12 protein-coding genes are annotated in these 12,451 nt (G+C 61.5%); 6 read left to right on the top strand and 6 right to left on the bottom strand.

Going from position 1 to position 12,451, the window contains the following annotated elements:
* Positions 1–13: 13 nt before the first annotated feature.
* The 6 genes from AOT83_RS19310 (at position 14) to AOT83_RS19285 (ending at position 5,472) form a co-directional block, all read left to right on the top strand.
* Positions 14–826, top strand: coding sequence for an oxygenase MpaB family protein (locus AOT83_RS19310; protein ID WP_057966243.1), 813 nt, complete (start codon positions 14–16; stop codon positions 824–826).
* 37 nt (positions 827–863) lie between these two features.
* Positions 864–1,907: a HoxN/HupN/NixA family nickel/cobalt transporter gene (locus AOT83_RS19305; protein WP_198530394.1), complete on the top strand. Its 1,044-nt coding sequence runs from the start codon at positions 864–866 to the stop codon at positions 1,905–1,907.
* Positions 1,908–2,020: 113 nt separating this feature from the next.
* Positions 2,021–2,389: a hypothetical protein gene (locus AOT83_RS19300; RefSeq protein WP_057966242.1), complete on the top strand. Its 369-nt coding sequence runs from the start codon at positions 2,021–2,023 to the stop codon at positions 2,387–2,389.
* A gap of 14 nt (positions 2,390–2,403) precedes the next feature.
* Positions 2,404–2,940 (top strand): DUF3558 family protein, encoded by a 537-nt coding sequence (locus AOT83_RS19295; RefSeq protein WP_078354275.1) that lies wholly within the window; start codon positions 2,404–2,406, stop codon positions 2,938–2,940.
* Between the two features lie 87 nt (positions 2,941–3,027).
* Positions 3,028–4,401: a hypothetical protein gene (locus AOT83_RS19290; RefSeq protein ID WP_057966241.1), complete on the top strand. Its 1,374-nt coding sequence runs from the start codon at positions 3,028–3,030 to the stop codon at positions 4,399–4,401.
* A gap of 12 nt (positions 4,402–4,413) precedes the next feature.
* Positions 4,414–5,472, top strand: coding sequence for a DUF2235 domain-containing protein (locus AOT83_RS19285; protein ID WP_057966240.1), 1,059 nt, complete (start codon positions 4,414–4,416; stop codon positions 5,470–5,472).
* Here the strand turns inward: AOT83_RS19285 and AOT83_RS19280 are convergent.
* The 6 genes from AOT83_RS19280 to AOT83_RS19250 all read right to left on the bottom strand — a co-directional run bounded on the left by AOT83_RS19280 (position 5,462) and on the right by AOT83_RS19250 (position 11,994).
* The gene (locus AOT83_RS19280) at positions 5,462–6,058 is read right to left on the bottom strand and encodes an LpqN/LpqT family lipoprotein (protein WP_057966278.1); all 597 of its coding nucleotides are present in this window, start codon (positions 6,056–6,058) and stop codon (positions 5,462–5,464) included. The genes AOT83_RS19285 and AOT83_RS19280 overlap by 11 nt on opposite strands.
* Positions 6,059–6,448: 390 nt before the next feature.
* Entirely contained in the window at positions 6,449–7,261 is an 813-nt protein-coding gene (locus AOT83_RS19275; protein ID WP_131726931.1) for a hypothetical protein, read from the bottom strand.
* A 115-nt stretch (positions 7,262–7,376) separates the two neighbouring features.
* Complete coding sequence (locus AOT83_RS19270; protein ID WP_057966238.1) at positions 7,377–7,925, bottom strand: LppA family lipoprotein; 549 nt, start codon at positions 7,923–7,925, stop codon at positions 7,377–7,379.
* A 155-nt stretch (positions 7,926–8,080) separates the two neighbouring features.
* Positions 8,081–9,742 (bottom strand): alpha/beta hydrolase, encoded by a 1,662-nt coding sequence (locus AOT83_RS19265; protein WP_131726930.1) that lies wholly within the window; start codon positions 9,740–9,742, stop codon positions 8,081–8,083.
* Positions 9,743–9,991: 249 nt separating this feature from the next.
* Positions 9,992–11,266, bottom strand: coding sequence for a hypothetical protein (locus AOT83_RS19255; RefSeq protein ID WP_057966277.1), 1,275 nt, complete (start codon positions 11,264–11,266; stop codon positions 9,992–9,994).
* A complete protein-coding gene (locus tag AOT83_RS19250; RefSeq protein WP_046253336.1) occupies positions 11,266–11,994 on the bottom strand; it encodes an MspA family porin in 729 nt (242 codons plus the stop codon). The genes AOT83_RS19255 and AOT83_RS19250 overlap by 1 nt, the downstream gene beginning before the upstream one ends.
* Positions 11,995–12,451: the final 457 nt, after the last annotated feature.

The raw sequence follows: 12,451 nt of genomic DNA, 5'->3' as shown, positions 1-12,451 counted from the left end.
AATTTGCTGTGCAATGAAGCACTCGCCTGCCAGGCTTGTGGACCTGGTGAATCCCGCGTCGCTGCTGTTGCCTGCCTCGAACGTGATCATGCAGCTCGCACATCCCGGTGTCGGATACGGGGTGCTGGAGAGCCCCGTGGACAGCGGCAACGTCTACAAGCATCCGTTCAAACGGGCCCGGACCACCGGGATGTTTCTGGCGGTCGCGACGATGGGCAGCGGCCATGACCGCGAGGTGATGAAGCGCGGTGTCGACGCGGTGCACCGGCAGGTGCGTTCGACATCTAACAGCCCGGTGAAATACAACGCCTTCGATCCTGATCTGCAGCTGTGGGTGGCGGCGTGTCTGTATCAGTACTACGTGCAGGCCTATGAGTCACTGCACGGTCCACTCGATGACGAAACGGCCGACGAGATCTATCGCGACGGCGCACGAATCGGCACGGCCTTGCAGGTGCGGCCCGAGCAGTGGCCGCCGGATCGGGATGCGTTCAACGACTACTGGAAACGTTCCCTCGACGGGCTGCGCATCGATGCGCCGGTTCGCGAGCATCTGTTGGGTGTCGCGTCGTTCAAGATGCTGCCCTGGCCGCTGCGGGCCGCCGGACGGTTCAATCTCTTTGCCACCAAAGGGTTTCTGCCGCCGCAGTTCCGGGACCTGTTGCAGGTTCCGTGGTCGGGTCGCGACCAGCGGCGCTTCGACGCGCTGCTGAGCGCGCTGCGGATCGCCGATCGCATGCTGCCCGCGCGGTTGTGGACCTTGTCCTACTCCGTGCTCATCTGGGACATGCGATTGCGCGAGCGGATGGGTAAGCCGGTCGTCTAGGCTCGCAGACGTGCAGATTCTCACCGCGTGGCGTCGTTTGGACGAGGGTCAACGGCGCAGCGTCATCGGAATGAGCGTTGCGGTGGGCGCACTGCACGTCCTGGGCTGGGGCATGCTGCTCTTCCTCGTTACGCCCGCGCATTTCACGGTGCAGGGCAGCGTGTTCGGGGTTGGGCTGGGAGTCACGGCATACACGCTGGGCATGCGGCACGCTTTTGACGCCGACCACATCGCGGCGATCGACAACACCACCCGCAAGCTGGTGGCCGATGGCAGGCGCCCGATGTCGGTGGGTTTCTGGTTCTCACTGGGGCATTCGTCGATCGTGTTCGTCATGGTCGGGCTACTGGCGCTCGGCGTTAAGACGTTGGCGGCCAATGTTTCCGACGAAAACTCGTCACTGCAGCAGTGGACGGGCCTATTCGGGACGGCGGTGTCCGGGACGTTCCTGTTGCTGATCGGGTTGCTCAACCTGGTGTCACTGATCGGCATCTACCGGATCGCCAAGCGGATGCGCGGCGGCGAGGTCGATGAGGCGGCGCTGGAGCGTGAGCTGTCTAATCGCGGCGGGCTGAACCGGCTTTTCGGGCCATTGATGGCGGCGATCCGTAAGCCCTGGCAGATGTACCCGGTGGGCCTGTTGTTCGGGTTGGGGTTCGACACGGTGACCGAGGTGTCACTGCTGGTGATCGCCGGCGGGGCCGCGGCGACCGGGCTGCCCTGGTACGCGATCTTGGTGCTGCCCATTCTGTTCAGTGCCGGGATGTCACTGTTCGATTCGCTCGACGGATCGTTGATGAACTTCGCCTACGACTGGGCGTTCCAAGAGCCCGCGCGCAAGATCTACTACAACCTGGTCATCACCGGGTTGTCGGTGGCGGTGGCCGTGCTGATCGGGTCGCAGGAGATCATTTCGATTCTCACCGAGAAGCTGAACATCACGACGGGTCCGCTGGCTGCGGTGGGCGGGCTGGATCTGGCCGCGATGGGTTACGTGATCGTGGCGTTGTTCATCGTGACGTGGGCATTGGCGGCGCTGGGCTGGCGATACACCGGAGTGCGCAGACGCTGGGGTGGATAGCCGAGTCGGCGTGCCCGTCGAAATTCGATGGAACCGATCCGGGACGATCGACGTCCTATACACATACGATGAACCTGACCTGGCCAAATCCGGCCATGACCTGAGGGGGCTCGATGTCTGTAGAAAACCTCAAACAGAGTGCCGCGAACGGGAGTCTCGTCCTGCACCTTGAGGACGGCGCGATCGACAACATCCTGGCCGCATGTGTCGCCTACAAGCAAGCGTTAAAGGATCTGACGCAGGATGCTGAGATCCTGAGCACGTACCCACTTGGGTTCTCTGAGGGACACCTCGGATCAGGCGCCGCACTCGCCAAAGCTTTTCAACTAAAGGCGTCTGGTGACGGTTCGAGTGCAACTAAAGCCTTCCAGTCACATATCGATCAGGTCGATGAGATGATGGACCTGTTTACTGCGCTACGTCGCGGATACAAGGCAACTGATGCCAAAAACGCCAATAGTTTTGGATCACACGGCGGATAACCAGGTATAGACACGTGTCTCGGTTCGCGATCTTCGCATCGCTGCTTCTCATCCTCGCTGGTTGTGCGGATCCAGTTCCTGGAGCACCCGTCACGTCACCGGTTTCAACCAATACGGCCGGACGCATTCACATCACCGTCGATCCCTGCACCATTGTCCCTGCAAGTGTTATCGAGAGGCAACAGCTCAACAAAGGGACACCTCGGTCTGACAGCCAAACCAATGGCGACATAGAAAATGTCTTCTGCAAGTACCGCTCACAGAACGAGTACTACCTCACCGTCTCTGCATCGAACTACACACTCGAGATGCTCAAGAAAACTGCAAATCACTGGGATCAAAGCGAGTTCGAACTCAATGGACGCCGCGTACTTAGCGCCTACACGTCGCCGCAACCGGAGAAACACGCATGCTCGATGGACGTAGCCGCTTCGACCGGCGTGTACGGGGTTGTATTGGGGACGATTCACGACGACTTCAGTCCCTACCCGGACTGCCTTACCGCCGCACGCGCGAACCTGGAGGCCTTCCTCCCATACTTTCCGTCATAAGAATCCTCGAAATGATGGAACCGGATCACCACACGCCACGTCTGTACCTGAAGAGCTAGTTGCACGCCACCACACGAAGGAGGGGCCATGACTGGAGAAGAAGATGGCTGGACCAGGGGTAATCGCGAACGCGACGTGGTCTACGCAAGACAGCGCCAGCATGGGGCCAACATCGATGGTGGAACCGAGTCGGTCAGTGTCCCGGCTGAGGAATTCGGTGGTTGGTCGCATGCTGCAATCAAGGCGGCATCCGACGACTTCAAACCTGGAGACGCTCTAGCGGTCTCTGCCGACTGGGAGAAGCTGGCCACCGGCTTCAGCAAAGCATTGGACGACTTCAAGCAGACGTTTGACGTCGCAGTAGGCGCGCAGTGGACCGGTCAGGGCGCGGAGGCCGCCAAACAGGGCGTCTCTGATTACAAAACTCACGCCGAAAAGGTCAGTGACGGACTGTCACTCATGGCTACCAAGCCAGCCGAGGTCGAAACGGCGATGACGCAGATCAAGAGCCTCATGCCCGATGTCGTCCAAGTGCAAGAGCTCAAAGGCAACACACGGGCCGACTACGAGCAACACTACGCGCAACAAGCGCTCGCGCAGCAGAAGCAAGACGAGGCCCGCATGATCATGCGGAATGTCTGGTCCCCCGTGTCACAGCAGGCGGCCTCCGGTCTCCCCGCTCTTCCTCCCGCTCCGCAGTTCGCAGATGCCGCAGCCATGCCGGTCAACGCCGCATCATCGCTATCCGGCTTGGGTTCCGGCAAGGACATCAAGCCCGACCAGATCAAACCCATCGATGAAGCTGCGGTACGCGCCGCTGCAGCCGCGGCTCTGGCAGATCCCGCTCAAGCATCTGCCGCAGGTGGCTCCGGTGCCGCGGGTGCTGCCGCAGCCGCCGCAGGTGCGGCGGGTGGTGGTTCCGGAGCTGGCGCTGGAAGCCCCGCGGCCGCAGCGTCCGCTGCCGCCGGAGCGGGCGCCGGAACCCGACCATCCTCAGGTGGAAGCACCACCGCAACCGGTCCAAACACAGGATCAGTGCCGGGCACCTATGGCATCGGCCGGTGGGGCAAGCCGACCACCAATAAGGACGAAAACAAGGACAAGGACCAGAACGCCGATCTGACTCCCCTCGCTGCCGGGCCGATCATCGCCGGTTCATACACCGCGGGTGCCGGCATGGGACTTTCGGCCGCACCTGCAGTGTCGCCAATGTCGGGCATGGGCATCGCTCAGCCGCCGACCATGATGACGCCCGGCGCCGCAGGCCAGCATCACCAGGAGGACGAGGATCAGCACTTCACCCCGGAGTTCCTGGTGAGTCTCGACAACGGCAATGAGCTGATCGGACCGCTGCCCAAGGTGTCTCCCGCCGTCATCGGCGTGTGGAACGAAGAGCATGTCGACTACCAGAATCCTCACGCCTCGCCCTACGATCCGAAGCCCTACGACGGCGAGGACTAGCACCACGCGACGATGACCAAGAACATCGTCATCTGCTTCGACGGCACGGGCAACCAAATCCGTGCTGCGGGAAACACGAATGTCGTCCGCGGCTACGACATGGTGATTCATGATCTGACCGACCGGCAGATCTCGTACTACGACCCCGGAGTCGGCACCGATCCCGCCATCGGCACCTACACCCCGATAGGTCAATTCGCCGCTCGCATGCTGGGTATCGCATTCGGCGTTGGCCTGCGGGCCAAGCTGGCCCAGGCCTACACATATCTGATCGAACGGTGGCAGCCCGGAGACCGCATCTTCATCTTCGGGTTCAGCCGCGGCGCGTTTTGCGCGAGAGGCCTTGCCGGGCTGCTTAACTCAGTGGGCATGCTGCGCCCCGGCTCACAAAATCTCGTGCCTTACGCAGTGAGCCTGTATGCGCAGTCGTGTGAAAGCTGGTCAGCGGAACGCTGGGATCAGCTGCACTCGTTCTCACGCACCGTAGCCCGACGCGAGGACGGAAAGTTTGCCATTCCCATCACCTACCTAGGGCTCTGGGACACGGTCAGCGCGCCCGGCATCTTCAAGCGCAGTATGCAATGGCCTTATGCACCAAGTGTTCCCAATGCACTGGCTGGTCGACATGCGGTGGCGATCGACGAGAAACGCCGACCGTACCGCGAGTACCTCATCAAGTACCTCGGCGATCAACGGCTCGTCGATGAAGCGTGGTTCACCGGCATACATTCCGATGTGGGCGGCGACTACGCCGACGACGACCGGCTGTCCGACATCGCACTCAAATGGGTGATCGACGGTGCCGCCGAACACGGCTTGCTGCTCAATACTGAAAAATACCAACGATATTGCTCGGTTGAACCCACCTACGCCATGGGCGAGATTCATCGAGTCAACTGGCTCTGGGCACTGCCGATATTCCGTCACCGCCGCATTCCCGATGGTGCCTGGATTCACGCCAGCGTTGCCGACCGTATGGCAGAAGATGACACTTACCGACCCCGGCTACCGCAGCGCACCACCATCATCGATTCCCAATGGGCCTCTCCGGCAACCGATATCAGGATGTAGCGGGCGGACTGACCTGTAGCCCTGCGAGAATGGTTTCACGTGCGCTGTCAAAATCGCCCACGGTGTCATCCAGCGCCTGCACCGATACCCCGATGGTGAAAATCTTGCGGTCATTCTTCACCGCGACAACGGTGGTGGTAACCCGGTGGACAGGGATCTTTCCCAGACCCATGTTGTAGGTCAACGTCTTCGACGGATACCCGCAGATAGTGCCCGTCGCTTCGACAAGATCGGTAATGCCGAACATCTCCAGCCCCTGCTGCTCGGCGGCAAAGGCTGCCTCCTCCGTCGACACCTTGCCGGTCAGATCGGCCATCGCCACCGTGGCGTTCGGAACAAACCCTTTGGCCTGAAGATCCGGGGCTGACAAGTAGACCCGCACCACTCCACTCTCAAACCGCTTCACGCGCTCCCACCCCGCGGGCTGCGGAACCTCGACGCGCGGCTCAGAGTCGTTGTCCAACGGCACTTCCAGAAGCGGCACCGACACCGAGCTGCACTTGGGGTTGGTGAGCCGCTTGCCCTCTTCGCCGGGAGTGGCTATCGCTTCACCGTCGACGATCGCCGTGCATCCCGAAGCCAGCATCGTCGCTGCGCACATCGCAGCCAGCATCCACCGAGGTGCCTGAATCATTGGCTCAGCCTAAGGCAGAGATTGACTACAAACGGTTAACTCGAACCGCGGGATATGTGTACTCACACCGGCACAGACCTCGTGCCAGCTGAGGCTGTTTTGGCTCATGGAGATGGGCCCAGCAACAGCGTCTCTGTCCGTCGCGTGGCGGCGAAATACTCATCCCCCACTCTCCTGGTATCTCAGACGCAGACTCTGGCGCAGCGGGGATTTCGAGTAGGACCGAACACCTGGTGTGGCCAGCTTCTCGTACGCACTCCTACGTGTAGCCCGTTGGTTCGCGAGCTGCGCAGTTATCGTTGCCGAGATGTCCTTAGCAGCCCACCGACGCGGCAGCGTGTGCTAAGGCTGGGTCTCAGTGCAGATGGTGTAGAGGCGTACGGGGTGGGCGAATCCGCCTTCGGTGCAGTCGTGGGTGTGGTTGACGTTACGGAAGACTCGTACCGGTTTTTCTTTGTTGGGTATGGCGGGGTCGTCGCACGCGACATTGATGATTTTCCCGGGGCTGATTGCTAGGCAGCGGCTGGTTTGCCAGGCGTAGTCCAGACATGCAGTCCATTGCCCATCAGGGCCATTGTGGTAGTAGCTTTGGTCAGCATCGCGGACGCATTCACGAGGGTGGCTGACTTGCTGGATGATTTTGACATTGCTGCGCTCGGAGTCGCAGGGCACGACCGACAGCGTTGAGTGCGCCGTGGTGCCGCCGAGTTGCGCGCAGGCACCTACCGGAGCAGCGGTGTCCGCTGTGGAAACCTTTTGTGCGGGGTCGGGGTACTGGCGCGGCAGGATTGTGAAGTCAGGCGGTGCCTGAGGAGCCTTATCGACGTCTTTCCACGCTTGTTCCCAGGCTGCCGCTATTTCTTTGTCGGTGGTCTGACGTACTAGCCATCCTTGGCTGATGGCTAGATAGTCGGCTCCGACCGCGACTGCGGCCACTATCGTGACTACGCCGGCAGCCAGGGCGCGGCGCCCGGTGTGCGAGATACGTGTAGCAAGCAGCCAGGCCGCCGCCACCGCTAGCGCGGCGACCAGGAACCACCAAATGCCTTGCCCGGCACGGCGCCACCAAATCATGTCGGCGATGGCGAGGGCTGCCACAACTACGAGGGCTGCACTCGCAACTAATGTCCAGCGGCGAATCGGTGGGCGGCTCATCTGCCGATGGTGGCTTCCGGATTGGACCGGGCCCGTGGCCGCGTCGTCTCCGAGCTGTTGGCTCCGCTGCGTTTCGTCAGTGTCGTTGTTTATAGAGTCAGTCACGTTCTGGGCCTTACCGGGTGCCGCTGGCAGGAGGATTGCCCTGTTCAGACTGGTAACGGTCCAGAGATTTCTGCCATAGCCGACAGCCCACTGACCCTGCCAGCCTCGCTACGACGCGGGTACCGATTTCGAAGCTGTTCGTCCATTGGTTGTTGGGGTCCGGGTTGTAGTCGTTGTCGTGGATGACGATGTCGTGGTTTTGGGCCACATCGGTGTTTCCTGCCCACTGTGTGATTCCGAAACCGCGCGCTTTGTCCTCGACGATCTTGACGGCGGCTGGCCACACGTCCTCGGGGATCGGGCCGCTGAACAATGCAGACCGTGTGTTGCGGGTGACCGCCAGCACTGATTCTTCGGCTGGCGTCTCGTATCGGGTGTCTTGGAGGCAGCTAAGCCAGTGGAGCCCGTCATCGTGCCATTTCCAGGTCAGGCCGGGCACCAGGGCTGCGATCTGGTCGGCCATCTGGGCGATAGCAGCTTCAGCAGCGGCGTAACCCTCTTCCGATGAGCCTTTCGGAGCCAGCTTGGCGATTTCTTCTTGAAGGCGCTCCGCGCTCATTGGTCCTTTGCCCGAATCACCACTACTGCAACCGCTCATGACCACGACCGCAGCTGCCAGTGCCGCAGCCCCGGCACTCCAACGTGAACGTCTGGACGTGGCATGCACAGATCCTCCTGCGTGGACGTAATGGCGATACTCTCGCACTTGGAAGCTCACTTCATTTCCTTGGTGATGATTCCTGGTTCAGCCGGTATCGCCAGCCCCGGCTGGTTGATGAGCACGGTAGCCAAGTTGTATCCCGACATACGCAGCAAATTGTTGGAGCCCTTCCGCGGATATTCCGAATGCCCGTAGGCACGCTCGCGGAACTGATTATCCAGCGGGCTGCAACCTCCCTGATCAGCGAGCAGCTGCTTGAAATTCCCCTTATAGGGGCTGGACCACAACGGGTTAATACCGCCGATCAGATCATTCTCGGCCAGCATCGCGAACACCCGATCAGGACTCATCCCCAGCCCGCCGGGCGTGCCCGCGGCCAGACCCGGCGAGCCATAGAGCACCGCGTAGTCGACATACTCCGACGCGCCGTTCTTGAGCGCATACGAACTCAGCAGCGAACCATACGAATGACCAAACAAGGCCACTGTCTGGTTCGGATTAGTCACCTGCATCATGGACAAGAACAGCTTCAGGTTCTGAGCGCCCTTGGCGGCCTTACTCGGGGTGGCGGCCCCCAGATCGATGCCGGGCGCGTCGTAGCCGATCCACGCAATCGACGCTACCGTCTCACCGCCGTGACCTGACAACTGCAGTTGCTTGCCGCCTTCCACAGCGAGGTTGTAAGCCTCGGGAACCATGCTCGACAGCGATGAGGATGTCCAGCTGGTGATGCCGGGCACCGTCACCGAGACGTGATCGGCCACCGCCGGATTGCCCACTGAAATTGCGGCCAGAATCCGCTCACTGGTGTCCCACATCCCGCGGCCGGTCGTCGGGGTGCCCGGGCCATTGAAATCCACCAGATAGGTATTCGGCGACTGCGCCAATGCGTTCTCAATCGACTTGATCTCATTGAGTCGATCGTTGATGTTGGATAGCTCCCCGCGGTTGCCGATATTGCGCCGCAAGAAGCTGTCATTGATCTCGTCGCGGCGGTTCTCCAGCCATTTCTTCTGCTCGGCCATCTGCGAGCGTAAGGCCGTATTTGCATCGTTGGGGCCCGATGCGATCGCTGAGGCGGCCTGGCCATCTGGCACGTTGACGGGCTGTCCCTTGCACTTCTGGGATTCCTCGTCCTTGGACTGCTTCTGGTTGTTGCGTGTATTCGAGCAGTTACAGCCGTCTTCACCGGGGCCTTCCCGGCCCGGCACCAGTTGCCCGCCAACATAAGAGCCACCGCTGGCTCCGGTGTTCCACACCGTCTCTGCGATTTGGTAATGCTGTGCAACTTCATCGCACTGCTGGCGCCGCTGCTCAGAATCCTGGTTGTCCCGGTCCTGCTGGTTCTGCTGCTGATCAGACTGCTGATCCTGCTGCTGATCGGCTTGTTGTTGTTGTTGAGGCTGCTGTTGCGAACCTTGTTGTGGTGTGTTCTGTTGTGGCGCTTGATAGTCCGGGTTCGCCTGGCCAGGCCCTTGGGTGTACGGGGTAGCGGTTTGGTAATTGGGGGGCTGGGTGCCATGTTGGGGTTGTTGCGCGCCCTGTTGGGTCTGCTGGCCTTGCTGCCCTGCTTGTTGTCCAGCTTGCGGGGCACCCGTGTTGTAGATGCTGATCCCATTGTTTTGGTCTAACGGCGCCCGATTGCCACCCTGGTAGTCCGGCATGGAGCTGGGCACGCCTGGGGGCTGAAATTGCGATCCGCCGCCGTCAGTCATGCCGCCGGTGGGTCCCGTAGGACCTGTGGGGTCCGCGGTGGCCCCCGGCACCAGGTTGATGGCTCCGATCCCTGTCGGCTCGTCGGTGATGTGCCAGCCCGCCATAGCCACAGCGGTCACCGCGACAGCAGCCAAGCTGCGCCGAATCCCCTCGGGTACAGACGTTTTGCGCGCCTTCATCGGCGTCATCAGCAGTTGCCTTTTCTCTTCTAAGTCAGGCTCGGCCTGCGATCGTTGTCCCCCGACCGGTCAACTGCAATAACGGTTGTTGTTCGAGGGCAAGAACCTGGTGTTGGTACCTGGCCCGGCGGGTTGGCATACCCAGCCGCCCAGCAAGTTCTCCTTGGACCACGCCGCATGACCGTTGGCCACATTCAGGCATGCCTCGTAGTCGGGCCCCGTCTGTCCAAACGTGGCGGTGCACTGCGCCGACATGTTGGCGAACGCTTGGTTCTTGCATACGTCCACCGACATTTGGGCCGGCGTGACATCCAGGCACATCGCCTGCCGCTGGCACGAAGTCCAGAAGTCGGCCGTCCGTCCGTCCTCGGATCGGAACTCGTTGGGCCCGGACAGGCAGCGATCGGCATGCCGTTGTGCGTACAGCACCGGATCGACACTGGCGGGCCGGTAAGCACCGCCCGGATCAACCACGTAATCGCCTGGTGCACCAATGATTTGCGCGGCCTTCTTCGCCTCTGGCGGGCCGCCGCCCTCGGGCAGCCCGTCCCAGTCGGTGGCCAGCTGACCGCTGGCCGGGATCGACGACGCCCGGTAGGACAGCGTGATCGTGATCGGGAAGGCGAAGATATCCGCGGGTCCAAGATCGAGCGCCAAGTTGGACTGCTGATACATGTAGTCGCCGTGGATCACCGGGTTCACTTGCACCGGATTGCCCTTGGCATCGCGTGCCACCGGCACCGACAACGTCGCAATAGTCGTGGCTGGCAGTCCCGGCGCGGCGTCGGACTCGACCAGCACCACATTGCTGCCCTGACGCACATGGGTGCCCTCAGGAACCCGCAGACCAAAGGTGAAGTTCTCCGGCGTGAAGATGGTGCGCCGGATGATGTTCACATCGGCGCCACCCCCGGCGAACGGGGAAATCCGGTAGTCGGTGTCACGCGAGGTGAAAGTCGCCGCGCCACCGTCTCCCCACTGTGCCGGCGTGAGCTCACGCTCCTGCGGCAAGTGCAGTACGACATCCTTACCGGCGATCGCCGTCGGCAGGTGGGTGCCATCGGTCGGCGATGGCGAGATCGTGACGTTGGAGCGTTCGCGTCCCGCCGCCAACGGGCGACCGGTTCCCGGTCCGAGGCCCAACGGCGTGTTCGTCTTCACCTGAGCCCCACCGATCGGGGATATCCGCGGCAGATCATCGGGCTGGGCCACCGGATACGGAATCGGCTTCGGGGGCGGCGGCTGGATGGGATCTGCCAAAGTCTTTGGAGCAGAAGCCATCACGATTGCAGAAACGAAAGCCAGCGCGGCCATCAGCGCGGCACCACGGGTACGGATAGTCATCACAGATCCTTGGGCTCGCCGTAGATGGTCTGGGTGTCATTGCCGTTCTCGGTGCGGATCCGGAACGTCGCGAAGGACTGGATCTTCACCTGGCCACCGCAACCATCGGCTTCGACGTTCTGGTTACGCACCTGCGAGACCGCCCGCATGTTCCGGAAGTTGATCCGGTCCATCGGCAGCTGAGCCAAGCCACCCGGCTTGAGCAGCACGCGCATGTAGCCGCCGATGTGCTCCTGGGCGCCCAACGAACCACCGCCGGACACACCACCGAAGCCTCCACCACCGCCACCGCTCTGACTGCCCTGTCCGTAGCCACCGCCATAGCCCTGGCCAAAAACCTGCTGAGAGAGCGTCAAACCGAGGTCCCCGCCCAACTCCACACCCGACGAGGAGTCGGTGCGGCAACCCACGAAGTACCCGGTCTCCAACTGCGCGTCTTGAATGACCGCAGACCCAGAGCCCGTGATGGTCGCCTCGGCCCGATAGGACACGCGCGCCTGCCAAGAGTTGCTCGCACCCGCGATGTTGTCGATGTGATCGATGACCTCGTTGGTCAGCGTCAGGCCAACTGTCCAGCCGTCGTCCGTCACGAACTGCTGGTACTGGTCCGGCATCCCCTGCGGATCCGCGGCGGCGTCAGAAACGCCCACCATAAGCCCCATCGCAGCAGCGACAGACGCTGCGATGGAAGTGAAACAGCTTCGACGTGCCAAATTTGGCAACTTCATGAAACCGAACCCCTCCGTGTCCCGTCCTAACCCGATCGGGTCGAACCCCCGTGCGCTTGCCCTTCGATGGGCAATGCCACTCAGTGCGTCTTACTGCGAAAACACATCACATGGCAATGGTGGAGAATCTAAGGCCGAGACCCTCTCTTGTCAACACTGAGACTGTTTCGTCACAGTTTGCGCCTTCAAGATCGCGAATTATGACGAGGTCACCGGCTATAGGGGCAAAAAGGTGTCAGCATCACTATCGAAAGCGTTTCCGGAGCGACTGCAGCGAACACCCAACACGCGGCTCGGCCATCCACCAGAGGATTCGGTCATTCAGCCACCCTGGATCTGCGGAAATGTCACGAGAGGCAGGCTTCGCCGTGACTCAAACATGAACAGCAGTCCATGCCGCAGGTTGCTAGAAGGCAACATCAAGGCGTTTGCCTGCTAACCGGCACCGATGAGGCCG

The sequence above is a fragment of the Mycobacteroides sp. H001 genome (genome assembly GCF_001440005.1).
Lineage (GTDB): Bacteria > Actinomycetota > Actinomycetes > Mycobacteriales > Mycobacteriaceae > Mycobacterium > Mycobacterium gwanakae.
Note: the sequence above shows the minus strand (reverse complement) of the source record. Positions and strands in the feature narration are given on the sequence as shown.